This is a genomic window from Streptomyces sp. NPDC053542, from assembly GCF_044544685.1.
GTDB lineage: Bacteria > Actinomycetota > Actinomycetes > Streptomycetales > Streptomycetaceae > Streptomyces.
Genome location: NZ_JBITXL010000008.1, coordinates 88,838 through 112,936, shown reverse-complemented (window position 1 = coordinate 112,936; position 24,099 = coordinate 88,838). Strand labels below are relative to the sequence as shown.

General features: G+C 72.2%; 21 protein-coding genes. 9 read left to right on the top strand and 12 right to left on the bottom strand.

What is annotated here, in order from left to right:
* Nucleotides 1-9: 9 nt before the first annotated feature.
* From ACIGXO_RS23165 to ACIGXO_RS23150, 4 genes are read left to right on the top strand one after another with little or no spacing between them, the layout of a single operon-like run.
* The gene (locus tag ACIGXO_RS23165; RefSeq protein ID WP_399789951.1) at nucleotides 10-195 is read left to right on the top strand and encodes a hypothetical protein; all 186 of its coding nucleotides are present in this window, start codon (nucleotides 10-12) and stop codon (nucleotides 193-195) included.
* Entirely contained in the window at nucleotides 192-1,592 is a 1,401-nt protein-coding gene (gene repSA / locus ACIGXO_RS23160; RefSeq protein WP_399789949.1) for a replication initiator protein RepSA, read from the top strand. Before ACIGXO_RS23165 ends, repSA begins: the two co-directional genes overlap by 4 nt.
* Nucleotides 1,589-1,786: a helix-turn-helix transcriptional regulator gene (locus tag ACIGXO_RS23155; RefSeq protein ID WP_399789946.1), complete on the top strand. Its 198-nt coding sequence runs from the start codon at nucleotides 1,589-1,591 to the stop codon at nucleotides 1,784-1,786. Before repSA ends, ACIGXO_RS23155 begins: the two co-directional genes overlap by 4 nt.
* Entirely contained in the window at nucleotides 1,786-3,033 is a 1,248-nt protein-coding gene (locus ACIGXO_RS23150) for a tyrosine-type recombinase/integrase (protein WP_399789943.1), read from the top strand. The genes ACIGXO_RS23155 and ACIGXO_RS23150 overlap by 1 nt, the downstream gene beginning before the upstream one ends.
* A gap of 80 nt (nucleotides 3,034-3,113) precedes the next feature.
* Here ACIGXO_RS23150 and ACIGXO_RS23145 read toward each other — a convergent pair whose 3' ends face one another.
* Entirely contained in the window at nucleotides 3,114-3,875 is a 762-nt protein-coding gene (locus ACIGXO_RS23145; RefSeq protein ID WP_030254751.1) for a phosphoglyceromutase, read from the bottom strand.
* A gap of 214 nt (nucleotides 3,876-4,089) precedes the next feature.
* Between ACIGXO_RS23145 and ACIGXO_RS23140 the strand changes: the two genes are divergently transcribed.
* Nucleotides 4,090-5,373 carry an MDR family MFS transporter gene (locus tag ACIGXO_RS23140; RefSeq protein ID WP_399789939.1) on the top strand — a complete coding sequence of 428 codons (1,284 nt, stop codon included), beginning with the start codon at nucleotides 4,090-4,092 and terminating at the stop codon, nucleotides 5,371-5,373.
* Here the strand turns inward: ACIGXO_RS23140 and ACIGXO_RS23135 are convergent.
* The 3 genes from ACIGXO_RS23135 to mshA form a co-directional block, all read right to left on the bottom strand.
* Complete coding sequence (locus tag ACIGXO_RS23135) at nucleotides 5,327-7,009, bottom strand: glycosyl hydrolase family 28-related protein (RefSeq protein ID WP_399789937.1); 1,683 nt, start codon at nucleotides 7,007-7,009, stop codon at nucleotides 5,327-5,329. The two genes, ACIGXO_RS23140 and ACIGXO_RS23135, sit on opposite strands and share 47 nt — an antisense overlap.
* A gap of 116 nt (nucleotides 7,010-7,125) precedes the next feature.
* Complete coding sequence (locus ACIGXO_RS23130; RefSeq protein WP_399789934.1) at nucleotides 7,126-7,617, bottom strand: YbjN domain-containing protein; 492 nt, start codon at nucleotides 7,615-7,617, stop codon at nucleotides 7,126-7,128.
* Nucleotides 7,610-9,004: a D-inositol-3-phosphate glycosyltransferase gene (gene mshA, locus ACIGXO_RS23125; RefSeq protein ID WP_399789931.1), complete on the bottom strand. Its 1,395-nt coding sequence runs from the start codon at nucleotides 9,002-9,004 to the stop codon at nucleotides 7,610-7,612. The genes ACIGXO_RS23130 and mshA overlap by 8 nt, the downstream gene beginning before the upstream one ends.
* A gap of 306 nt (nucleotides 9,005-9,310) precedes the next feature.
* Between mshA and ACIGXO_RS23120 the strand changes: the two genes are divergently transcribed.
* The gene (locus ACIGXO_RS23120) at nucleotides 9,311-10,141 is read left to right on the top strand and encodes a class I SAM-dependent methyltransferase (RefSeq protein WP_399789928.1); all 831 of its coding nucleotides are present in this window, start codon (nucleotides 9,311-9,313) and stop codon (nucleotides 10,139-10,141) included.
* Between the two features lie 15 nt (nucleotides 10,142-10,156).
* On the opposite strand, the gene ACIGXO_RS23115 is transcribed toward ACIGXO_RS23120, so the two are convergent.
* The 5 genes from ACIGXO_RS23115 to mshD form a co-directional block, all read right to left on the bottom strand.
* Nucleotides 10,157-10,588, bottom strand: a complete 432-nt coding sequence (locus tag ACIGXO_RS23115) for an Hsp20/alpha crystallin family protein (RefSeq protein ID WP_399789925.1) — start codon at nucleotides 10,586-10,588, stop codon at nucleotides 10,157-10,159.
* 137 nt (nucleotides 10,589-10,725) lie between these two features.
* On the bottom strand, nucleotides 10,726-11,142 hold the full coding sequence (locus ACIGXO_RS23110) for an NUDIX hydrolase (RefSeq protein ID WP_399789922.1): 417 nt from the start codon (nucleotides 11,140-11,142) through the stop codon (nucleotides 10,726-10,728).
* Nucleotides 11,139-12,281 (bottom strand): CHAD domain-containing protein, encoded by a 1,143-nt coding sequence (locus tag ACIGXO_RS23105; RefSeq protein ID WP_399789919.1) that lies wholly within the window; start codon nucleotides 12,279-12,281, stop codon nucleotides 11,139-11,141. The genes ACIGXO_RS23110 and ACIGXO_RS23105 overlap by 4 nt, the downstream gene beginning before the upstream one ends.
* Nucleotides 12,265-14,514 carry an RNA degradosome polyphosphate kinase gene (locus ACIGXO_RS23100; RefSeq protein ID WP_399789916.1) on the bottom strand — a complete coding sequence of 750 codons (2,250 nt, stop codon included), beginning with the start codon at nucleotides 14,512-14,514 and terminating at the stop codon, nucleotides 12,265-12,267. Before ACIGXO_RS23100 ends, ACIGXO_RS23105 begins: the two co-directional genes overlap by 17 nt.
* Before the next feature lie 267 nt (nucleotides 14,515-14,781).
* Entirely contained in the window at nucleotides 14,782-15,711 is a 930-nt protein-coding gene (gene mshD / locus ACIGXO_RS23095; RefSeq protein WP_399789914.1) for a mycothiol synthase, read from the bottom strand.
* A 157-nt stretch (nucleotides 15,712-15,868) separates the two neighbouring features.
* Between mshD and ACIGXO_RS23090 the strand changes: the two genes are divergently transcribed.
* From ACIGXO_RS23090 to ACIGXO_RS23080, 3 genes are all read left to right on the top strand, one after another.
* A complete protein-coding gene (locus ACIGXO_RS23090) occupies nucleotides 15,869-17,674 on the top strand; it encodes a bifunctional metallophosphatase/5'-nucleotidase (RefSeq protein ID WP_399789911.1) in 1,806 nt (601 codons plus the stop codon).
* Between the two features lie 123 nt (nucleotides 17,675-17,797).
* Nucleotides 17,798-19,135, top strand: a complete 1,338-nt coding sequence (locus ACIGXO_RS23085) for a DUF2993 domain-containing protein (RefSeq protein WP_399789908.1) — start codon at nucleotides 17,798-17,800, stop codon at nucleotides 19,133-19,135.
* A gap of 119 nt (nucleotides 19,136-19,254) precedes the next feature.
* Entirely contained in the window at nucleotides 19,255-20,715 is a 1,461-nt protein-coding gene (locus ACIGXO_RS23080) for an FG-GAP and VCBS repeat-containing protein (RefSeq protein WP_399789905.1), read from the top strand.
* 18 nt (nucleotides 20,716-20,733) lie between these two features.
* Here ACIGXO_RS23080 and ACIGXO_RS23075 read toward each other — a convergent pair whose 3' ends face one another.
* From ACIGXO_RS23075 to ACIGXO_RS23065, 3 genes are all read right to left on the bottom strand, one after another.
* A complete protein-coding gene (locus ACIGXO_RS23075; RefSeq protein WP_399790606.1) occupies nucleotides 20,734-22,122 on the bottom strand; it encodes an ATP-binding protein in 1,389 nt (462 codons plus the stop codon).
* A gap of 59 nt (nucleotides 22,123-22,181) precedes the next feature.
* Nucleotides 22,182-22,916 carry a response regulator transcription factor gene (locus tag ACIGXO_RS23070; protein ID WP_399789902.1) on the bottom strand — a complete coding sequence of 245 codons (735 nt, stop codon included), beginning with the start codon at nucleotides 22,914-22,916 and terminating at the stop codon, nucleotides 22,182-22,184.
* A 73-nt stretch (nucleotides 22,917-22,989) separates the two neighbouring features.
* On the bottom strand, nucleotides 22,990-24,048 hold the full coding sequence (locus ACIGXO_RS23065) for a S1C family serine protease (RefSeq protein ID WP_399789899.1): 1,059 nt from the start codon (nucleotides 24,046-24,048) through the stop codon (nucleotides 22,990-22,992).
* Between the last annotated feature and the right edge of the window lie 51 nt (nucleotides 24,049-24,099).

Sequence of the window (24,099 nt, the reverse complement as noted above, 5' to 3'; positions counted from 1 at the left end):
CTCCTCATCATGCCCGAGAACACCCCTGCCCGCGTCCGGCTCTGCCCCGACTGCGACGGCTTCCCCACCGTCGCCATCACCACCGGCCAGACCAACCCCGACGGCTCCCGTACGACCCTCACCGTCATCTGCCGGACCTGCGAAGGCGCCGGGACCGTTGCCCGTCGTGCAGCTGCTCGTGAGGTGGCCGCGTGAGTGACGCCGCCACCCTGGCGGGCCTGGACCCGACCACCCTGGGGGACCTCCTCCGGGTGGCCGGGTCCCCCGGCTTCGACCGCTGGGAAGACCAGATCCGCCGCACCGGCGGATGCGCCGACCCCATCCACCTCACCGGCACTACCAAGACCGTCGACCGGGCCACCGGCACCGTCTTGCACGCCTACTCCACCGACGCCGAACCCGGCGGGCGGCTCCGGGTGGCCTGCGGCAACCGCCGGGCCTCCCGCTGCCCGTCCTGCGCCTGGACCTACGCGGGCGACACCTACCACCTCATCCGCGCCGGACTCACCGGAGACGAAGCCAAGGGCACCCCGGAGACCGTCCGCGACCACCCCCGCGTCTTCGCCACCCTCACCGCCCCCTCCTTCGGCCCGGTCCACAACCGCCCCGACAACGGCCACCGTCCCTGCCGCTGCGGCATCCACCACCAGGCCGACGCCCCCGAACTCGGCACCGCCCTGAACCCGGAGACCTACGACTACGCGGGCGCCGTGCTCTGGAACAACCACGCCGGACACCTGTGGCGGTACGTGACCATCTACCTCCCCCGCGAGCTGGCCAAGCGCGCCGGCATCACCCAGAAGGCACTCAAGGAACAGCTCCGGGTCTCCTACGGCAAGGTCGCCGAGTACCAAAAGCGCGGGGCCATCCACTTCCACGCCGTCATCCGCTTCGACGGACCCGACGGGCCCGACACCGCGCCCCCGGCCTGGGCGACCATCGACCTCCTCACCGATGCCCTTCGGGCCGCTGCTGCCCGCGCGGAGATCGAGCTGCCTTCGGTCGGGGACCAGCCCGCTCGCACCCTGCGCTGGGGCACCCAGCTCGACGTCCGGCCCATCGGCGCCTTCGGCAACGGCGAAGACCTCACCGAGCAGGCCGTGGCCTCCTACGTGGCCAAGTACGCCACCAAGGCCGCCGAGACCACCGGCACCGTCGACCGCCGCATCGGCGAAATGCACGAGCTGGACAAGCATCCCGACCTGCCCGACCACACCCGCCGCCTCATCCGCGCCTGCCGCGACCTGGACGACCTCTACCCGGACCGCAAGCTGTGGCAGTGGGCCCACATGCTCGGCTTCCGCGGCCACTTCTCCACCAAGTCCCGCCGCTACTCCACCACCCTCGGCGCCCTCCGCCAGGTCCGCGCCGACTACCGCGCCGCCCAACAACGCGCCGCCCTCGGCCTCCCCGACCCCGACGACCACCCCGAAGCCACCACCCGCGTCATCGCCCACTGGGCCTACGCCGGACACGGCCACACCCCCGGCGAATCCTGGCTCGCCGCCAACCTCGCCCGCGAGGTCCAAGCCAACCGCGACATCGCTCGTGAAGTACGCGCCGAACTGGAGACAGAGGAGAGCTGGACATGAGCGCCCGCACGCTGCCCGAGCGGTTCCTGACCCCGCTGGACCTCGCGGACCTCTTCGGCGTACCGGTCGAGACCGTCTACCAGTGGCGCCGCAAGCGCACCGGTCCCCGCGGCTTCCGCGTCGGCAAGCACGTCCGCTACGACCCCGAAGTCGTCCACCGCTGGGTCGCTGAGCAGATGAGCGAGGCCGCCTGATGGCCGGGCACATCCAGGACCGCTGGTACAAGACCGAGATCGGACCGGACGGCAAGCCCCGCAAGGTCAAGACGGACCGTTACGGCTCTCGTTCGCGCTACCGTGCCCGCTACATCGGCCCGGACGGCACGGAGAAGAACAAGTCGTTCCCCGACCGACAGAAGCGTCTTGCTGATCAGTGGCTTGCCCACGTCGAGGCGGACATGTCTCGGGGCCAGTACATCGACCCGCGTGCGGCTCGAACCACCTTCCAGCAGTACGCCGAACGGTGGGTCGTCACCCAGGGAGCCGATCCGAATACGCAGGCGTCCATGGAGTCACAGCTGCGGTTGCACGCGTTCCCGTACCTCGGTTCGCGGCCGCTCGGCTCCTTCCAACCTGCTCACATTCGGGACTGGGTGCGGCAGCTCCAGCAGAACGGGGTCCGTGGCTCCTACGCCCGGACGATCTACTCCAACGTGCGGGCTGCCCTGAGCGCAGCCGTGGACGATGGCCACCTCCCCCGTAACCCGTGCGCTGCTCGCTCGGTCCGGCCACCCGCCGTGGACACCAAACGGGTGATCCCGTGGACGACGGAACGCGTCTTCGCGGTCAGGGCGGGCATGCCCGAGAGGTATCGAGCGATGGTCGACCTGGGTGGTGGCTGCGGGCTGCGGCAGGGCGAGATCCTGGGCCTGGCCGTGGACGCCATCGACTTCGAGTCGGACACGCTCCACGTGGTCCAGCAGCTCAAGCTGAGCCGGAGCAAGCCCGTGTTCGCCCCGCCGAAGGGCGGCAAGCTGCGGGATGTGCCACTTCCCGGGCCGGTGGCGGATGCCTTGCGGGCTCACATGAAGGAGTTCCCTCCGGTCGAGATCACGCTGCCGTGGAAGGTGGCGGACGGTGAGCCGGTGACCAAACGCCTGATCTTCACCGGGCCGCGTGGTGGCCATGTATGGCGTACGTCACTCAACGAGGAGGCGTGGAAGCCCGCGCTCGCCTCTGCTGGAGTGATCTCGGTTCCTGAGCGCGGTCGGCCGTACGCCGAGTCTCGTGAGAACGGGATGCACGCGCTGCGGCACTTCTACGCCTCGGTGCTCCTGGACGCCGGGGAGAACGTGAAGGCGCTCGCCGAGTACCTCGGGCACTCCGACCCCGGGCTGACGCTACGGGTGTACGCCCATCTCCTGCCGTCGAGCCAGGAGCGGACTCGGAAGGCCGTGGCCGCTGTCTTCGCTCCGACCGGGACGGCCCAATCAAACAGCTGACGGCCCAGAGACGGCCCACGGGCAGCGACAAGCCCCCTACTCGCGGGAAAACCGCAGGTAGGGGGCTTATTGCTGTGGGCTTACTTCTTCTTGCCCTGGTTCTTCACTGCCTCGATGGCGGCCTTGGCGGCTTCCGGGTCGAGGTAGGTGCCGCCCGGGTTGAGCGGCTTGAAGTCGGCGTCGAGCTCGTAGGAGAGCGGGATGCCGGTGGGGATGTTCAGGCCGGCGATGTCCGCGTCGGAGATGCCGTCGAGGTGCTTGACCAGGGCGCGGAGGCTGTTGCCGTGGGCGGCGACCAGGACGGTGCGGCCGGTGAGGAGGTCCGGGACGATGCCGTCGAACCAGTACGGGAGCATGCGGACGACGACGTCCTTGAGGCACTCCGTCTGGGGGCGCAGCTCCGGCGGGAGGGTCGCGTAGCGCGGGTCGGAGAACTGGGAGTACTCCGCGTCGCGGTCGAGCGCCGGCGGCGGGGTGTCGTACGAGCGGCGCCAGAGCATGAACTGCTCCTCGCCGAACTCGGCGAGGGTCTGGGCCTTGTCCTTGCCCTGCAGCGCGCCGTAGTGCCGCTCGTTCAGGCGCCAGCTGCGGTGGACCGGGATCCAGTGGCGGTCGGCGGCCTCCAGGGCCAGCTGCGCGGTGCGGATGGCGCGCTTCTGGAGGGAGGTGTGCACGACATCGGGGAGCAGGCCGGCGTCCTTGAGCAGCTCACCGCCGCGGACCGCCTCCTTCTCGCCCTTCTCGTTCAGGTTGACGTCCACCCAGCCGGTGAACAGGTTCTTCGCATTCCACTCGCTCTCGCCGTGGCGGAGGAGGATGAGCTTGTACGGTGCGTCGGCCATGTCTTTGAGACTAATCGAAAACGGTGACAGGCCAGGCAGGGGGCCGGTTCGTGGAATCCGGGGCGCTCGTCTGTGCCGGGGCGCCGACGTTTGACGGTTCGCGTCAATTCAATGGCGGTGGCTGACCTGCGTATGTAGCTTCCCTTTGGTGGTAGCGCCACTTACATCGGCGCCACACGTGCACGGTACGTACACGGTTAACGGGGGAGTCAGGGTGAGACGAGCCGTCGTCGCGAGTGTGTCGGGGCTGCCGCGGCAGTTCTGGTGGTTGTGGACGAGCACACTGATCAATCGCCTGGGGGCGTTCGTCGCCACGTTCCTGGCGCTGTACCTCACGGTGGAGCGGGGGTACTCGGCGTCCTACGCGGGGCTGGTCGGCGCCCTGTACGGGCTGGGCGGGGCGGTCTCCTCGGTGGTCGCCGGGGTGCTGACCGACCGGCTCGGGCGGCGGCCCACGATGCTGATCGCGCAGCTGATGACCGCGGTCTCGGTGGCGCTGCTGGGCTTCATGGAGAACCCGGTGGCCATCGCGGCGGTGGCCGCGGTGGTGGGCATGGCGAGCAACGGCTCGCGGCCCGCGGTGGCGGCGATGATGGCGGACATCGTGGCCCCGGAGGACCGGGTGCGGGCCTTCGCGCTCAATTACTGGGCGCTGAACATGGGCTTCGCGATCTCCTCGTCGCTGGCCGGGCTGCTCGCCCAGTACGGCTATCTGCTGCTCTTCCTCGGTGAGTCGGCGCTGGTGCTGGCCTGCGCGGTCGTGGTCTTCGTGAAGCTGCCCGAGTCCCGGCCGGAGGAAGGAGAAAAGACGGCTGCGGACAGCACCGCGGAGGAGTCCGGGCGGCGCGTGTCGATGATGACAGTGCTGCGGGACGGGCGCTTCATGGTCGTCGTCGGGCTGAACCTGATGCTCGCGCTGCTCTTCCAGCAGGCGTATGTGTCGCTGCCGGTGACCATGGGTCAGGCAGGCTTCAGCAGCACGGACTTCGGACTGGTGATCGCCACGAACGGCGTGCTGATCGTGCTGCTGCAGATCCCGGTGACCCGCTTCATCGAGCACCGCAGCCCGGCAGCACTGCTGATCGGCTCGGCGCTGCTGACCGGTTACGGCTTCGGGCTGACGGCGTTCGCCGGTTCGGTGGCGCTGTTCGCGGTGTCCGTCGCGGTCTGGACGCTCGGCGAGATCATCAACTCGCCCACGCAGATGGGGCTGGTGGTGCGCCTCTCCCCCACCCACGGCCGCGGCCGGTACCAGGGCATGTACTCGCTGTCCTGGTCGGTGGCCTCGCTGGCCGCCCCGCTGCTCGGCGGGGCGGTCATCGACCACTACGGCCCGGCCACCCTCTGGTCGGCCAGTGCGGTGATCGGGACGGTGGCGGCGCTCGGTTACGGGCTGCTGCTGCGGCGGATGAACGCGGAGGAGCGCGCGCAGGCCGCACCCCCCACGCCCGTCACGGACGCAGCCGCCGCTGTGCCTCGTACAGATTCCGTGGCCTGAGCGACCCCGGGCGGCCGTACGCCACGAGCCTGCTGTGCAGGTCACCGGTGAAGTCCGGCTCGTCGATCTGGCCGAACTCGCGGACCTCGGAGATGCCGGCGGTGACGCTGTACGGGGCCAGTCCGTCGATCTTCACCATGCCGGCCCGGCCGTTGGTGACGCGGACGTTCCAGTGGGTGAAGCGGGCCCCGAAGAGGGGCCCCGCGCGCAGGTCGCCGCCGTGCCGGCCGGTGTTATTGATGACGATGTCGGTACGGACGTTGGCGAACGGCATGCCGCGGTGGGAGTCGAACGTGCCCATCTCCATCCGGCCGCGCGACCAGACGTTGTAGCTGGACAGGTTCTCGACGTTGATGCCGTGCAGCATGGTGCCGGGCTGCTCGGGCACGCTGCGCTTCTCGATCACGAAGTCCTCGAAGAGGTTGTCGTGCGCGCCCTCGCGGCAGAAGTACGGATGGTGGGAACCGCGGCCCGCGATACGGGTGCCGCTGATCGTGCAGGAGGACGAGGCGGTCAGCCCGATGCCGTTGTCGACGTGGCGCGCGACGACGTCCCGTACCCAGCAGTCGTACGCGCACTGCAGGAGGACGCCGTTGTATCCCTTGTCCTGCAGGTGCGGGGACATCGGCGTCTCGACCGCCTCGATCGTGAGGCCCTCGACGCCGGCGCCGGTGAGCGCGGGGACGTGGGTGGTGAGGCGCGGGTCCCACTCCGGGCGCACGTCGAGGGGCAGCGGGCGCTCGAAGGTCACCTCGCGACCCTTGATACGGACGATGCGTACGGGCCACTCGTACGGGACGAAGCTGTTGAGTTTGACCCTGCCGTCCCAGGTGTACGAGGCGGGGCCGGGGCCGCCGCCCGCCATGTGCTGGAGGAGGGTGTGATCCTTGTCGTCGGCCAGCCGGAGGAGGACGAGGGTGCCGGGGCGCAGGCGCGAGGTGTCGGCGACCTGCACCGTCCAGTCGCCGCGGCGCGCGGGGCGTACGGCGGTGAGCGTGCGCCACTCGTCACGCCGGTTGCCCGTCCACCCCTCGAACGGCCACTGCTTCTTCCTGATCGCCGCGACGAGGGAGTCGTAACGGGCCGTGGGGCAGAGCCAGATGAGGCCGCCGGTCCAGGACCAGGCGGACTTGTCGCCCCCGTACCGGCTGCCGTACGGGCCGATCAGCTCGGTGAGGTGCTTGGTGGCGAGCAGCTTGGTACGGCCGCTGCCGGCCCCGCGCAGCACCACATTGCTGTGGCCGATGCGGATGACGTCGTCGATGCGGAAGGTGCCGGGCGGGAGGGTGACGGTGCCGCCGCCGCGCCGGCCCGCGGCCTCGAGGGCGCGGTTGAGGGCGGGGGCCGAGTCCTTCCTGCCGCCCGGGGTGGCGCCGTACTCCCGTACCGCGTCGATCTCGGGCCCTTCGCCGGCGGCCCGGGGGCCGCGCCGGCAGCCCGCCCGGCCGATGTACGGGATCTGCGGATGCGTGAAGGGGCGGGCGGTGAACTCGTCCCAGAGTGCGTTGCCATGACCGGCCACCGGGGCCGGGAGTGCGTGGTGCCGACCGGCCGCCGAGGCCGGGAGTGCGGGCAGTACGGCGGCCGCCGCCACGGCGGTCGCGCTGCCCAGCAGGGTGCGCCTGCTGATGTCCATGGGCCGCCCTTCATGCAGGTGAAGAGGTGCATGGGAGAGGAGGCCGCGAGCATGGCACGCGCTCACAGGGCGGTGGAAGAGCCGGGAAGGGTGACCGCGAAATGGGCCGGAAAGCGCTACTTGTCCTGGCCGGTCAGATGCGCAAACGCCTCGAGGTTGCGCGTGGACTCGCCACGCGAGACCCGCCACTCGTACTCCTTGCGGATCGCCGACGCGAAGCCCATCTCCAGCAGGGTGTTGAAGGAGCCGTCGGCGTTCTCCAGGACCGTGCCGAGGATGCGGTCCAGCTCCTCGGGGGTGACGGCCGCGAGCGGCAGCTTGCCGACGAGATAGATGTCCCCGAGCTTGTCGATCGCGTAACTCACGCCGTACAGACGGGTGTTGCGCTCCAGCAGCCAGCGGTGCACCGCTTCGTGGTTCTCGTCCGGGCGCCGTACGACGAAGGCGTTGATGGACAGCGAGTGCTTGCCGACGAGCAGCGAGCACGTCGTGGAGAGCTTGCGGGTGCCGGGCAGCTTGACGACGTAACTGCCCTTCTCCGGGGACTCCCACTCCAGTCCGGCGTCGTTGAGCGTCGCCTCGATGATCTGCCGCGCGTCGTCAGCCATGCAGTGATCGTAGGCGACGGCGCCGCTCCTGCAGCGCGGCGGTGTACACGTCGGCCGTCGCCGCGGCCGCGGTGTCCCAGCCGAAGGACCCGGCGTGCCGCGCGGCCGCCGCGCCCATCCGCAGCGTCAGCGAGGGCTCGTCGGCGAAGCGGCGCAGCGCACGGGCGTAGTCCGCCGGGTCGTGTCCGTCGACGAGGAAGCCGCTGACGCCGTCCTTCACCGCGACCGGCAGGCCGCCGACCGACGCCGCGATCACCGGGGTGCCGCACGCCTGCGCCTCTATGGCCACCAGCCCGAAGGACTCGCTGTAGGACGGCATGACCAGCACGCTGGCCGCGCGGTACCAGTCGGCGAGCCGGTCCTGGCCGACCGGCGGCCGGAACCGCACCACGTCCGCGATGCCGAGCCGGGCGGCCAGCTTCTGCAGGCCCTCGGGCTTGGCCAGGCCGCTGCCGCTCGGCCCGCCCACGACGGGGACCACGATCCGGGAGCGCAGCGAGGGGTCCTGGTCCAGCAGCACCGCGACCGCGCGCAGCAGGATGTCGGGCGCCTTCAGGGGCTGGATGCGGCCCGCGAAGAGCGGGATCAGCGCGTCCTGGGGCAGGCCGAGGCGGTCCCGGGCCGCGGCCCGGGCGTCCGCCACGCCGCTGCCCGCGGCGATGCCGCCCGTCGCGTCGTGCGCCGGCCGGAAGCGGTCGAGGTTGACGCCGGGGTGCACGACCGCGACCTTGCCGGGCTCGGCCTCGTAGTGCCGGACGAGCTCACCGGCCTCTTCGGCGGTGTTGGCGATCAGGCGGTCCGAGGCGCGCACGATCTGGGTCTCGCCGATGACGCGGGCTGCCGGCTCGGGGGTGTCGCCCTCCGCGAGCGCGGCGTTCTTGACCTTGGCCATCGTGTGCATGGCGTGGACGAGGGGGACGCCCCAGCGCTCGGCGGCGAGCCAGCCGACGTGGCCGGAGAGCCAGTAGTGCGAGTGCACCAGGTCGTAATGGCCGGGACGGTGGCCGGCCCACGCCTGCATCACGCCATGCGTGAAGGCACACAGCTGGGCGGGCAGGTCCTCCTTGTTCAGCCCCTCGTACGGGCCCGCGTCCACGTGGCGTACGAGGACGCCGGGGGCCAGCTCGACGGAGGGCGGGAGGGCGCCGGTGGTGGCGCGGGTGAATATCTCGACCTCGATGTTGAGCGCCGCGAGTTTCCTGGCCAGCTCGACGATGTAGACGTTCATGCCGCCCGCGTCGCCCGTGCCGGGCTGGTGCAGCGGGGAGGTGTGCACGCTCAGCATCGCCACCCGGCGCGGCTTGCGGGAGCCCCCCAGCCGGAGCCGGGCGGGGCCCGCGAACTGGCTCTGGGGACGGCCGCGGAGCCGGGACACGTATTGGCTCACTGCGAGCTACCTCCGAAAATCCGGCAGAAACCCGGCGCGACAGCGCCTCTCCACCGGCCAACAACAGAGCCGGCCGTGCCATTTCCCGCCAGGCGCCGCGCCGCCCCCTCTTTGCCAAAGCGTGACTCTATGGGATGTCCGGCGGATTGTCCCCGGCGGTCCACGGGCCGGACGCCGCACGGCCACCGGGGCCCACCACCTGGCCCACCGCCTGGCCCACCGCCTGGCTCGCCACCGGGCCGACCGCCGGGCCGGCCCCCGCAGCTCAGCGTCAGCACGTACCAGCCCAGCGCATACAGTCATGCCATGGCCCGCAGCTCCTCCCCTCCCCCGTCCGTACGTCCGGTCGGAAGCGCCACCCGCGGGACCACCAACCCGAACCGGCTGCGCCGCATGGACCGCTGGATCGCCGCCACGCACGGGCCCCAGCTGCGCCGCAGCGCCGACCCGGTCGCCGTCGACCTCGGGTACGGCGCCGCGCCCTGGACCGCCGTGGAGCTGCTGGACCGGCTGCGTACGGCCCGCGGGGACGCGCAGGTGGTGGGGGTGGAGATCGATCCGGAGCGGGTCGCGGCGGCCCGGCCCTACGAGCGGGACGGGCTGGTCTTCCTGCACGGCGGCTTCGAGGTGCCGCTGCCGGGCGCCCCGGGCCGCTCCCCCGCGCTGATCAGGGCGGCGAACGTGCTGCGGCAGTACGACGAGGCCGAGGTGGCGGCGGTCTGGGCGCGGCTGTGCGCGCGGCTGGCGCCGGGCGGCCTGCTGGTGGAGGGCACCTGCGACGAGATCGGGCGCCGGCACGTCTGGGTCGCGCTCGGCCCCGAGGGCCCCCGCACGGTCACCTTCGCGGCCCGCCTCGGCTCCCTGGAAACCCCCTCCGACCTGGCGGAACGCCTGCCCAAGGCGCTGATCCACCGCAATGTGCCGGGCGAGCCCGTGCACGCCTTCCTGCGGGACTTCGACCGCGCCTGGGCGGCGGCAGCGCCCTACGGCGCCCTCGGCGCCCGCCAGCGCTGGATCCGCTCGGTCCGCGCCCTGCACGCCGCGGGCTGGCCGCTGACCGACGGCCCCCGCCGCTGGCGCCAGGGCGAGATCACCGTCCGCTGGGAGGCGCTGGCGCCACGGGGCGCCAGCGCCTGAACTCCTTCGGCTGCCTTACTGGGAGCTCTGGATCTGCTTCGGCGCGCCGGTGCCGCCGCTGATCTCGATCCGGCGCGGCTTGGCCTGCTCGGCGACCGGGATGCGCAGGGTCAGTACGCCGTTGTCGTACGAGGCGTCGATGTGCTCCGTGTCCAGGCTGTCGCCCAGGAAGAGCTGGCGGCTGAACGTGCCGGTGGTGCGCTCGGCGGCGATCAGCTCGGCGCCCTCGGGCGCGGGCGAGCGGCGCTCGGCCCGGACCGTCAGGACGTTCCGCTCGACGTCGAGGCCGATGGACTCGGGGTCCACGCCGGGGAGGTCGAAGTGGACGACGAAGTTCTCGTCCGCGCGGTAGGCGTCCATCGGCAGGGCCGCCGGCCGCGTCGCCGTACCGAACAGCTGCTGGGTGAGCCGGTCGAACTCGCGGAACGGGTCGGTACGCATGAGCATCACGGGTCATCTCCTTCCGAGTCGCTGACTCCTGTCTGCGATGCCCTTCGCCCTCCGGTATAGCCCCACGAAGGAAAATTGACAAGCCCCGACTCAAGTCAGTCGGGGCACTGTCGTGCGGAACGAAAAAGACCAGGTCAGGCCGGGTACAGAGCCTCCATGAGCGCATCGACCAGGAGGCGGTCCCGGTCCTGCGTGAGCCGGTCGCGGGCCTCGGCCGGCGGCAGCCAGAGCACCCGGTCGACCTCGTCGTTGGGGACGAACTCCCCGCCGCACGCCTCCGCCGCCCAGTAGCGGACCTCCTTGGGCCCGCCGTTCGCCTCGTAGTACACCGTCGAGAGCTCGGTGCCGAGCCGGCAGTCCATGCCGGTCTCCTCGGCGACCTCGCGCACGGCCGCCGCCGGCGCCTCCTCGCCCCGCTTCAGCTTGCCCTTCGGGTGCGACCAGTCGTCGTACTTCGGCCGGTGCACGAGGGCGATCTCCAGCCCGTACGCGCCCGGCGAGCGGCGCCACAGGACGCAGCCGGCGGCCCGGATCAGTGTTCCGTCGCTCATGCGGGCCTCCAGGCTCGGGTGAAGGCGTAGCGGGCGGCCTCGACCTCGTGGCGCTGGTCGGCGTGGAGGATGCCGAGGGTGTACGCGGTGGCCGGGGCGATGCGCGGGGTGCGGGCCGCGGCGGCGGCCGCGGTGGCGGCCTCGGCCGCGTCACGGTGCCGCTCCAGGGCCCGGGCCGCCTCCAGCAGCCTCAGGTCGGTGACGCCGCCGTCGGCGACCTCCTGCGCGTACCGGCTGTGCCGCAGCAGCAGCCGTACCTGGTGCCAGGCGCCGTCCTGGCGGTCGTCGGAGGTCAGCGCCGCGGCGTTGTACGGGTGTCCGACCCGGGTCAGCGGCAGTGCGGCAACGGCCTCGGAGAGCCGACGGTGCGCCTGGTCGGCGAGCGGCGGCAGCGCCTCGGTGGCGAGCCGGTCGGCGGCGTTCTTGTCCAGTGGGGCTTCGGAGGCGAGCACCGCGACGGCGTCCGCGACGGCGTGGAAGCGCGAGGAGCCGAGCGCCTGGAGCGCCGCGGAGTGGGCGCGGGTGCGGGCCAGGGTCAGCTGCCGGTCCAGCAGCGCGCCGGCCCGCGCGGCCCCCGCCGCGGTGGTGGCGGCCGGGTCCTTGGGGTCGCGGCTCCGCTCGTCGCGGGACCGCTCGTCGCCGGTCCGCTCGTCCCGGGCTCGGCTGTCCCGGGCGCCGGAGCTCCTCGGCCTCGGGGTGCGGGCCTGTCCCCGTGGAGCGTCGCCCTCGGGGGCTCTCGTGCCGCCGGCCGGTTCGGCGGGGCCGGCGACCCGGTGCAGGGCGGCCAGCAGGCGGGCGAGCCGGTCGGCGTAGGCGTGCTCGCGGGCCAGGGTGCCCGACAGCCAGCCCAGTTCGCCGCGCAGCTGGTCGGCCCACGCCTCGTCGGTCAGCGGCCGGAAGGTGTGCAGCGCGCCGCTGATCCGGCGGGCCGCGGCCCGCAGCTCCCGGGCCGCGTCGCCGGCGCCCCGCGCGTCCGAGCCGCTCTCGCGGTGCAGCCGCAGGTTGCGCAGGAAGGCCGCCGACTGTTCGTGGAGGTAGGCCGAGAGCACCTCGCCGGCCGTCGCGCGGTCGGGCGCGGGTCCGGCCGGATCGGCACCGGTCCGTTCGCAGGTCGGGGAGAGGTCAGGTCGCAGGGCCACGCCGGCGCCTCCGGGCGTCGATGAGCATTTCTTGTACGTTGCGCAGCGGGGTGCCGTCCGCGTCGGCGGCGTGCCGGGTCCAGTTGCCGTCCGGGCCGAGGTGCCAGGACGAGGTGGTGTCCGACGTGCCGGTCCGCAGCAGGCGGTCGAGCGAGGCGCGGTGGCCGGGGTCGGTGACCCGTACCAGTGCCTCGATCCGCCGGTCGAGGTTGCGGTGCATCATGTCCGCGCTGCCCAGCCACACTTCGGGCTCCCCTCCGTTGCCGAAGGCGAACACCCGCGAGTGCTCGAGGAAGCGGCCGAGGACGCTGCGGACGCGGATGTTCTCGCTCAGACCCGGTACGCCGGGCCGCAGTGCACAGATTCCGCGTACCCAGATGTCCACGGACACACCGGCCTGGGAGGCGCGGTACAGGGCGTCGATGACGGCCTCGTCCACCATCGAGTTGACCTTGATGCGGACGAACGCGGGGTGGCCGGCGCGCTGGTGCGCGATCTCCTTGGTGATGCGCTGGACCAGGCCGTCCCGCAGCGACTTGGGGGCGACGAGCAGCCGCCGGTAGGTCTCCCGGCGGGAGTAGCCGGAGAGCCGGTTGAACAGGTCGGAGAGGTCGGCGCCGACCTGCGGGTCGGCGGTCAGCAGCCCCAGGTCCTCGTAGAGCCGGGCGGTCTTCGGGTGGTAATTGCCGGTCCCCACATGGGAGTAGCGGCGCAGCATGTCGCCTTCCTGGCGGACGACCAGGGAGAGCTTGCAGTGCGTCTTGAGGCCGACCAGGCCGTAGACGACGTGGCAGCCGGCCTCCTCCAGCTTCCGCGCCCACTTGATGTTGGCCTGCTCGTCGAAGCGCGCCTTGATCTCGACGAGGACGAGGACCTGCTTGCCGGACTCGGCGGCGTCTATCAGGGCGTCGACGATCGGGGAGTCGCCGGAGGTCCGGTACAGCGTCTGCTTGATCGCGAGGACGTCCGGGTCGGCGGCGGCCTGCTCCAGGAACGCCTGGACGGAGGTGGAGAAGGAGTCGTACGGGTGGTGGAGCAGGACGTCGCGGTTGCGCAGGGCCGCGAAGATGTCGGGGGCCGAGGCCGACTCGACCTCGGCGAGGTCGCGGTGGGTGCCGGCCACGAACTTGGGGAACTTCAGCTCGGGCCGGTCCAGCGCGGAGATGCCGAAGAGGCCGGTGAGGTCCAGCGGACCGGGGAGCGGATAGACCTCGGCCTCGGAGATCTTCAGTTCCTGGACGAGCAGGTCCAGGACGGCCGGGTCGATGGACTCCTCGACCTCCAGCCGGACCGGCGGCCCGAAGCGGCGCCGCATGAGCTCCTTCTCCAGGGCCTTGAGGAGGTTCTCCGCGTCGTCCTCCTCGACCTCCAGGTCCTCGTTGCGGGTGACCCGGAACATGTGGTGCGCACGCACCTCCATGCCCGGGAACAGCTCCTCCAGGTGCGCCGCGATGACGTCCTCTATGGGGACGTAGCGCTGCGGGGACGCCTCCAGGAAGCGGGAGAGCAGCGGCGGGACCTTGACCCGGGCGAAGTGGTCGTGGCCGCTGACGGGATTGCGGACGACCACGGCCAGGTTCAGAGAGAGGCCGGAGATGTACGGGAAGGGGTGGGCCGGGTCGACGGCCAGCGGGGTGAGGACGGGGAAGATCTGGTGGCGGAAGAGGGTGAACAGGCGGGCCTGTTCCTTCTCGGTCAGCTCCGGCCAGCGGATCAGGTGGATGCCGGCACCGGCCAGCTCCGGGGCGACGTCCTGCTGGTAGCAGGCGGCGTGCCGGGCCATGAGCTCGCGGGAGCGGGTCCAGATCAGGTCCAGTACCTCGCGGGGCTGCAGCCCGGAGGCGGAGCGGGTGGCGACCCCGGTGGCGATTCTGCGCTTGAGTCCGGCGACCCGGACCATGAAGAACTCGTCCAGGTTCGAGGCGAAGATCGCCAGGAATTTGGCGCGTTCCAGCAGCGGTGTGGCCGGATCCTCGGCCAGCTCCAGCACCCGTTCGTTGAACGCGAGCCAGCTGCGCTCGCGGTCCAGGAAGCGGCCGGCGGGCAGCTCCACGCCGCCGTCGCCCAGCGCGCCGTCGACGTCGTACGCGTCAAGATCGGCGTCGAGGTCCGGTTCCAGCTCGGGCAGGGAGGCGGCGACGGTGTTCGGGCGGTGCGCGGCGATCGAACCGACCGAGGGCTGAGCCTGTGCGGACGGCGTTGCCGGGGCCTGGGCGCTGGTCTGCTGGTCCATGACCTCATTCTTCCGCGCTCCCGGCAGGGAAGGCGCGTCGGGAGGCGGCGGGGCGACTCGGAGCCTTCGGTCACCGGCCGGCTGCGCGGAGGGCTGCATTCAGTGATGCTCGCAAGCGAGTTTGAATCGCTGGTAACGCGGACATGGCGGACAGGCAAGCGGGGGGCTACTCGGAGGGGATTTTCCGGTGCCGGGCGGCGGCGGGACGGAGCCCGCCGCCGCGCCTGACGCGCCGTCACCAGTACTGCGTCGCAGCCCCGCTGTACGTCACAGCTCCGTGCGGTACATCAGGTCCGTCTCGTGCGTGACGAAGCCGAGGCGCTCGTAGACGGTGACAGCGGGAACGTTGTCCGCGTCGACGTAGAGCATCGCCGTCGGCATGCCCTCGGCGGCCAGGTGCCGGAGCCCGATCGCGGTGAGCGCCTTGCCGAGGCCGCCGCCCTGTGCCTCGGGCCGTACGCCCACGACGTACACCTCGCCCAGGCCCTCCTCGGCGTGCTTCTTCGTCCAGTGAAAACCGACGAGCTCTCCCTCCTTCTCGGCCAGGAAGAAGCCCTTCGGGTCGAACCACGGCTCGGCCTTGCGGTCGTCCAGGTCACGCTGGGTGAGCGAGCCCTGTTCGGGGTGGTGCGCGAAGGCCGCGGCGTTGGCGGCGAGCCAGGCCGCGTCGTCGGTGCCGGGCTGGAAGGTACGGACGGTGACGCCCGGGGGCAGCACCGGCTCGGCCAGGTCCAGGTCGGCCAGCGGGCGGCGCATCTGGCGCAGCTCGCGGAAGAGGGTCAGGCCCAGGGTCTGCGCGAGGTGGCGGGCCGCGGGGTGGCCGCCGTGCGCCCACAGCCGCAGCCGCCGCCCGGACTGCTCCAGCAGCGCGCCGCCGAGCCGGCGGCCCAGGCCGTGGCCGCGGAATTCGGGGTGCACGACCAGCTCGGCGGCGGGCGCCTCGACCGGGTCGGTGTCCTCCAGCTGCCCGTATCCGACGATGCGGTCGCCCGCGGCGCGCAGCAGTACGTGCTTCACGCCCTCCCGCGCTCCGCCGCGTAGCTGCAGCCGTCCCTGCTCGGACACGGCCGGCTGGCCGTCCGTCCGTGCCGCCGTCTCGATCAGCTCCAGTACGGCACCGGCCACGTCCGGCGTGAGTGCTTCCCGTACCTGCATGTCCCGCCCGGCCGGGCCCGTTCCCTGTGCAGCGTCAGTCATGTCCCGAAGGGTACGGCCCGCCGGGCGTCCCGCGGCGTCCCCGGTCCCCGCATCGCAACCGTCCCTTAACCCTTCGCCTCTGGTGCGCTACGCGCGTTGACCATAGGCTTCCGGTCGCTCGCCACTCCTCATCCGCAGTACACAAGGGGGACGACCCATGTCAGTTACACCTCATCGGCGCCGTCTGAAGCGCCGCCTGGCGGCCGGGGCGGCAGTACTGGCCGCCGCGGCCGGCGTCACCGCCGCGGCGCTGCCCGCCGGCGCCGGCACCCCGGGCGGCCCCGGCCACTCCTCGCGCACCGTCGACGTGCAGCTGCTCTCCTTCAACGACTTCCACGGCAACCTGGAGCCGCCGCAGGGCTCGTCCGGGACCGTGGAGGAGGAGCAGGCGGACGGTAGCAGGAAGAAGATCGAGGCGGGCGGCGTCGAGTACCTGGCGAACGCGCTGCGCACGGCGCGCACGGGCCACCCGTACTCCGTCACCGCGGCCGCCGGCGACCTGGTCGGCGCGAGCCCGCTGCTCTCGGGCCTCTTCCACGACGAGCCGACCGTGGAGGCGATGAACAAGCTGAAGCTGGACGTGACCGGCGTCGGCAACCACGAGTTCGACGAGGGGCGCGCGGAGCTGGCGCGGCTGCAGAACGGCGGCTGCCACCCGAAGGACGGCTGCTACGAGGACGGGCGGACCTTCGGGGGCGCGGACTACCCCTACCTGGCCGCCAACGTCACCGACGAGAAGACCGGCAAGCCGATCCTCAAGCCGTACACGGTCTGGCAGCACAAGGGCGTGAAGATCGGCTTCATCGGCGTGACGCTGGAGGGCACCCCGGACATCGTCAGCGCCGACGGGGTCAAGGGCCTGAAGTTCCACGATGAGGCCGAGACCATCGACAAGTACGCCAAGGTGCTGCGGAAGCAGGGCGTGAAGTCGGTCGTGGCGCTGATCCACGAGGGCGGTGCGCCCGCGTCCACCGCGTACAACTACGACTGCGACAGCCCCGGGGACGGCGACGGCATCTCCGGGCCGATCACCGAGATCGCCAAGAAGGTCACGCCGGACGTCGACGCGCTGGTCACCGGCCATACGCACCAGGCGTACGCGTGCACGATCCCGGACCCGGCCGGGCAGCCGCGGATGGTCACCTCGGCCTCCTCCTTCGGCAAGCTCTACACCGACACCACGCTGACGTACGACCGGAGGACCAAGGACATCGTGCGGACGGCGGTGAAGTCGGCCAACCACGTGGTGAACCGCACCCAGCCCAAGGCGCCGGACCTGACCTCGCTGATCAAGCGCTGGGACAAGCTGGCCGCGCCGGTCGCGAACAAGCCGGTCGGCTACATCTCCGCCGACATCGCGGGCCGCGGCGCGACCACCCCCGAGTCGCCGCTCGGCGACGTCATCGCCGACGCGCAGCTGGAGGCGACGGCCGACAGCGGCAAGGGCGGCGCGCAGCTCGCCCTGATGAACCCCGGCGGCGTCCGCTCCGACCTGGCCTTCAAGGCGTCGGGGAGCGAGGGCGACGGGGTCGTGACGTACGGCGAGGCGTTCACCGTGCAGCCGTTCACCAACATGACGAACGTGATCGGGCTGACCGGCGCGCAGCTGATCACCGCGCTGCAGCAGCAGGTCAGCGGCGCGAACGCGGCCTCCCCGAAGATCCTCCAGGTGTCGAAGGGCTTCACCTACACCCTGGACATGACCAAGTCGGGCGCGGACCGGGTGGTCAAGGACTCGGTGAAGCTGAACGGCGAGCCGATCGACCCGGCGAAGACCTACCGTGTCTCGCTGAACGAGTTCCTGGCGGGCGGCGGTGACGGCTTCGCCGCGTTCAAGGACGGCACGGACAAGTTCGTCGGCCCGTCGGACCTGGACGCGTTCACCGCGTACCTCGGCGCGCACTCCTCGGCGTCCGGCCCACTGGCCCCGCCGAAGGCGGACCGCATCACGGTGGTGAAATAACCGATCATCGCGTGGATCACCGTGGTGAAGTAACCGACCGCCGTGGTGAAGTAACCGCTCATATCCCCACTTACCGGCAGTAGGACTTGCGTTCGAGGGTCGTGCACATGGTGGGATGTGCCGATGCGAACCCCCACACGCATATCCGCATCGCACGCACCGCAGGACGCGCAGGGCTCGCAGGAGCCCCGCGCGTCCCAGGGCCCTGACGCGCAGGGCGACACCCGTGAGATGGCGCCGGTCAACCCGTACGCGGAGCTCGCCGGGCTGGCCGATCCCGAGCCGGAACCGGGCCCCGGGCGGTCGTACCTCAACGAGCGCGACGACAGCGACGACCCGCTGGGGCTCGGGCTGCGCGACGACCCGGACGACGACGAGGCGTGGACCCCGCCCAACCACCGCAAGGCCCGGCGCGGCATCGGCCGGTTCGCCGCCGTGCCGATCACCGTCAAGCTGCTCGCCACGGTGCTCGCGGCCGCCTCCTTCGCGGGCCTCGCCGACCGGTTCGCCGTGCTGTACGCGCAGCACAAGGCCGCCGAGAAGCTCAAGGACTCGCTGCACCTGGCGGCCGACCCCGAGGTGGACATCGAGGGCTTCCCCTTCCTCACCCAGGTCGCGGACAAGCGCCTGGACCGGGTGCACGTGGCCATCCCCGACCTCGCCGCCGACCGGGTCTCGCTGGCGAAGTTCGAGGCGACCGCGGAGGACGTACGGCTCGACGGCGAGCTGCCGACGTCCCTCAAGGGCGGCACGGTCGGCCGGATGCACGGCGACGTCCTGCTCTCCTTCGAGGACATGAACCGCGAACTGGGCGCCTCGCAGGTCAAGTTCAGCGAGCTGGGACCCAACTCCGTACGCGCGGAGGGGCGGCTGCCGATCGCCGGGCACGAGCTGCGGGTGCACGCCAGGGCCCACATCCGGCAGGCCGGCGACCGCGGCGTCTCCACCGAGATCAGCAACATGCGGCTGGACATCGGCGACATCGCGGTCTACCGCCCCGGTACGGGCAAGGGCGAGGGCCTGCAGCTCACCCGCAAGACGGCCCGGCAGCTCAGCCGGGAGGCCGCCAAGGTCAGGGCGATGCTCGCCGTCCCGGCCATCGCCGACCGCATCGGCATCCCGCACGCCTACATCGACGCGGCCCTGCACAACGAGCGCAAGCTGCACGACCTGATCGGCACGCCGCGCTTCATCAGCAAGCTGATGAAGGTCAATCTGGTCGACGTCGTCGTCGACCACCCCTGGCTGCTGAAGAAGGTCGGCATCGACCCAAAGATCCTCGGCTCGCTCGCGGGGCTCACCAAGCCCGAGCTCGCGGACCGCATGGACCTCTCCTTCCGCCTCCCGGCCACCCCCGGTGACGTGCGGCTCCGCACCATTTCCGTGGAGCGGGACGGCATCCGGGCCCAACTCTCCGGCACTGGCATCCCGTTCGGGGACGCGGCGAAAAAGCAGCGCTGAACCGGGGTCTGTGGGACGGGTGTTACAAAGCGCGGACAACCATGTGTAGGCGACATTCGTCCTTCCAGGTGTACGAAAGGTGCACCCGGGGTGTCCGGGTGCCGACCCCAGGAGGAACCGTGCGCCACCGCCCCACCCCCACCGCAGCGCGCTGCGCCGCGGTGGCCGCCCTGCTCACCACCCCCCTCGTGCTGGCCGCGCCGGCGAGCGCGGCGCCCGCGGACACCGCGCCCGCCGCCGCTGCCGCGGGCCCGGCCGGCACCGCGCCGCAGGCCGACTTCAACCACGACGGCTACGCCGACATCGTTGCCACCGCCCCCGGCGGCACGGCCGACGGCACGGCGAAGGCCGGCTACATCACCGTGGTCTACGGCTCCGCCTCCGGTGCCGCCACCGGAAAGCACCAGGTCATCAGCCGCGCCACGGCCGGCGTGCCCGGCTCGCCCAGCGAGAACGGCCGCTTCGGCAGCCGCACCGTCGCCCGCGACCTGGACGGCGACGGCACCGGCGACCTCGTCATCACCGGCGGCGGTGCGCCGGTCGTCCTGTGGGGCTCCGCCGACGGCAAGGGCGGCGCGGGCAGCCTCCAGGGCGTCGGCGGCCGCAACCTCACCGCCGGGGACTTCAACGGCGACGGCCACGCCGACCTGGTCGCCGACGGCGACGGCTCGGAAGGATCGGACTCCTCGGGGCTGCACGTGATGTACGGGCCGTTCACCCGGGCCGGGGCGCCCGCCCGGACCGCGGACATCGACACCGGCCACCTCTTCCCCACCGAAGAGCTGGTCGCCGGTGACCTCAACGGGGACGGCCGGGACGACCTCGTCAGCATGCACGCGTTCGAGGAGCGGTCGGAGTCCAGCGAGCTGTGGAAGGGCGGCGACGGCGGTCTCGCCACCAAGTCCACCGAGCTGCCGGACGCCGCCTCCGCCACGGTCGGCGACGTCGACAAGGACGGTTACGGCGACCTCATATACCGCCCGGTGCCGGGCGGCGTCGTGGAGGACCTCCCGTACGACAAGGGCACCGTGAAGGTCGCGTACGGCTCGCCCGACGGCCCGGGCACGCGCACCACGACGATCACCCAGGACACCGCGGGCGTACCGGGCGCGGGCGAGGAGGGCGACCAGTTCGGCTACTCGCTCAGCGCGGGCGACGTGAACGGCGACGGGTACGCCGACGTCGCGGTCGGCGTCCCGTACGAGGACCTGACGTCCGCCTCCGGCGCGGCGCTGAAGGACGCGGGCAGCACCGTCCTCCTCAAGGGCGGCAAGGGCGGCCTGACCGGCACCGGCGCGCAGTCCTTCCACCAGGACACCGCGGGCGTCCCGGGCGTCGCCGAGGCCGGGGACCGGTTCGGCGAGGCCGTCTCGCTGCTCGACACGGACGGCGACGGCAAGGCGGACCTCGCGGCCGGTGCGCCGGGCGAGGACGGCACGACGCCGAAGGACACGGGCGCGGTGTGGTCCCTCCGGGGCGCCGCGGGCGGGCTGACGACGGACGGTGTCGTCTCGTACGGTCCCGGGGCGATCGGCGCCCCCGAGGCGGGAGCGGGCCTGGGCTCGGGCTTCGCCCGGTAAGGCGCACTCCGCGAGGGCTCACTCCGCGGCGGGCGGCTCCTCCGGCGGCGGCACCGCGGCACCCGGCAGCCGCAGCTCCGCCAGCGTGCCGCCGCCCGCCGCGGGCAGCAGCCGGACGCCGCCGCCCGCCTGCTGCGCCGTGCGGGCCACGATCGACAGGCCGAGGCCGCTGCCGGGCAGGCTGCGCGCCGACGGCGAGCGCCAGAACCGCTCGAAGACGTGCGGGAGTTCGTCCTCGGGGATGCCCGGGCCGTGGTCCCGCACGGTCAGCAGGCCGTCCTTCAGGCGGACCTCGACCGTGGCGCCGGGCGGGCTGAACTTCACCGCGTTGTCCAGCAGGTTGACCACCGCCCGCTCCAGCGCGGCGGGCTCGGCCCGTACGTACCAGGGGTCCAGCGCGGCGTCGAAGGTGAGGGACGGGCCGCGCAGCCGGGCCCGGTCCAGCGCGGTGTCCGCGATCTCGTGCAGCGCGACCACCTTCAGCGCGGGGTGCCCGCCGGGCCCCTGCTCCGGCGTCCTGGACAGCTCCTGGAGATCACCGATGAGCGCCGCCAGCTCGCCCATCTGGGCCTTCACCGAGTCCAGCAGGGCGAGCTTGTCGGCGGCCGGGATGGCGCGGCCGGTGCGCTCGCTGCGTTCCAGGAGGTCGATGTTGGTACGCAGCGAGGTCAGCGGGGTGCGCAGCTCGTGGCCCGCGTCCGCGATGAGCTGCTGCTGGAGGTCGCGGGAGGCGGCGAGCGCGGCGGTCATGGAGTTGAAGGACCGGGAGAGCCGGGCGATCTCGTCCTCCCCCTCGGTGGGGATGCGGATCGCGAGGTCTTCCGTACGGGCGACGTGCTCGACGGCCGCCGTGAGCCGGTCGACGGGTTTCAGGCCCGCCCTGGCCACCCACAGGCCGGTGGTCGCGGCGCCCAGCACGCCCACCCCGGCGACGATCAGCAGCACCAGCGCGAGCTGGTTCAGCGGCTCGGTGACCTGCTCCATGGGCGCGGCGACGGACACCGCGACCTGGTTGCCCAGCGCGTCGGTGGCCGGCCCGTGGTACGGCACGGTCGAGACCCGCATCTCCGCGCCGTCGGCGGCCCGCGCGGTGTGCACGGTGCCGCCGGAACGTCCCTGCGCGACCTCGACGTCCGCCCGCTGAGCGGGGATCTGCGACTTCTCCGGCGAGGTGCAGACGCTGCCGTCCACGGACACCAGCTGGATCGTGTACGGGGTGGGCTGGAAGCGGATGCCCTCGGGCGCGGTGCCGTTGCACTCGGCGCTCAGCGCCCGGACGTACGCCGCGTCCACGCTGACGTTGCCCAGGGTCGCGTCGAGCTGCTCGGTGAGCCGGTCGCGGGTGATCAGCCAGCAGGCGGCGGCGGACGCGGCGACGGCGAGCGCGACGGCGAGCGCGGTGAGCATCGCCAGCCGGGAGCGCAGCGGCAGCCGGCGGTAGCGCTGGGCCGCCTCCTCGCGCAGGTTCACTCGGCACCGCCGGACCGCAGGACGTACCCGACGCCGCGCACGGTGTGCACCAGCCGCGGCTCGCCGCCCGCCTCGGTCTTGCGCCGCAGGTACATGACGTACACGTCCAGGGAGTTGGAGGAGGGCTCGAAGTCGAAGCCCCAGACGGCCTTGAGGATCTGCTCGCGGGTGAGGACCTGGCGCGGGTGGGCCAGGAACATCTCCAGCAGGGTGAATTCGGTGCGAGTCAGCTCCACGGGCCGGTCGCCGCGGGTGACTTCCCGGGTGGCGAGGTTCATGCGCAGGTCCGCGAAGGCGAGCGTGTCGCCCTCGTCGGGGGCCGCGCCGGCGGCCGCCGCGTACGAACTGCGGCGCAGCAGCGCGCGGATGCGGGCCAGCAGCTCGTCCAGCTCGAAGGGCTTGACCAGGTAGTCGTCGGCGCCCGCGTCCAGTCCGGTGACCCGGTCGCCGACCGTGTCGCGCGCGGTGAGCATCAGGATCGGCACGGTCACGCCGCTCGCGCGCAGCCTGCGGGCCGCGGTCAGGCCGTCCATGCGGGGCATCAGCACGTCCAGCACGATCAGTTCGGGCCGGTGGGCGGCCACCTTCTCGACCGCGTCCAGGCCGTCGACGGCCTCCTCGGTGGCGTAGCCCTCGAAGGCGAGCGAGCGCCGGAGGGCCTCGCGGACGGCCGGCTCGTCGTCGACGATCAGGATGCGGGCGGGCGTCTCGCCCTGCTCGGCGGCGCTCATGGGTGTCGGGTCCTCGGTGTGTACGGGAAGCGGACGGTTGCGGTGCCAGCTTCTCAGGTGCGGCGGCCGCTCCTCAGTTGCCGCTGCCGCCGGCACGCAGGGTGTCCAGGTCCGCCTTGACGGTGTTGATCGGGATGGCGAATCCGAGACCGACGCTGCCGGCGCTGCTGCTCGTGGCGTCGGACGGCGAGTACATCGCGGAGTTGATCCCGATGACCCGGCCCTGCATGTCGATCAGGGCGCCGCCGGAGTTGCCGGGGTTGAGCGAGGCGTCGGTCTGGATGGCCTTGTACGAGGTGGTCGAGGAGCCGGTGTCACCGTTGTACTGGTTGCCGCCGAACTCGAACGGCCACGGGAGGTCGCCCTGCCCCTGGCTCTGCTGCTGTTGCTGCTGCTGGTCCTCCTTGGGCACGGTCACCTCGCGGCCGAGCGCGGAGACGATGCCGCTGGTCACCGACCCGGTCAGGCCCTCGGGGGAGCCGATCGCGACGACCTGGTCGCCGACGGCGAGCTTGCTGGAGTCGCCGAGGGTGGCGTGCGTGAGGTTCTTGGCGCCCCGCACCTTGATCAGGGCCAGGTCCTTGTCGGGGTCGGTGCCGACGACCTTGGCAGTCCGGGTGGAGCCGTCGCTGAAGGACACCGAGACGGTGCCGGCGCCGGAGACGACGTGGTTGTTGGTGATGATCTCGCCGTCGCCGGTGAGGACGACGCCGGAGCCGGTGGACTCGCCCTGGGTCGTGCGCGCCTTGATCTCGACTATGGCGGGGCTGACCGCCTTGGCCACCGAGGAGACCCCGTTGCCGGTGGTGGCGCCCGCGTTGACCACGGCGGTGCTCTGGCCGCTGCTGCCGGCCTGCGTGGCGCTCTCGATGAGCGCGGCGCTGCCGCCGCCGATCAGGCCGGAGGCCAGCGCGACCGCAGCGATCAGCGCGACGGGGCGGCGCATCCGGCGGCGCGGGGGCTGCGGCTCGCCACCGCCGGCGGGCGGCGCCGGCGGCGCGTACGGGGGCGGCGGCGGGTAGGCGCCCTGCGCGCCGAAGGACGCGTACGAGGCCGTCTGCTGGGCGTCGTACTGCGGGATCTGCGAGGTCTGCGGGGAATCATCGCCGCTGCGGCGGTAGCTCTCGGTCATGTCCACAACTCTGCGAGCCGTGCATGAGAAGAGGCTGAGAACGCCCTGAGA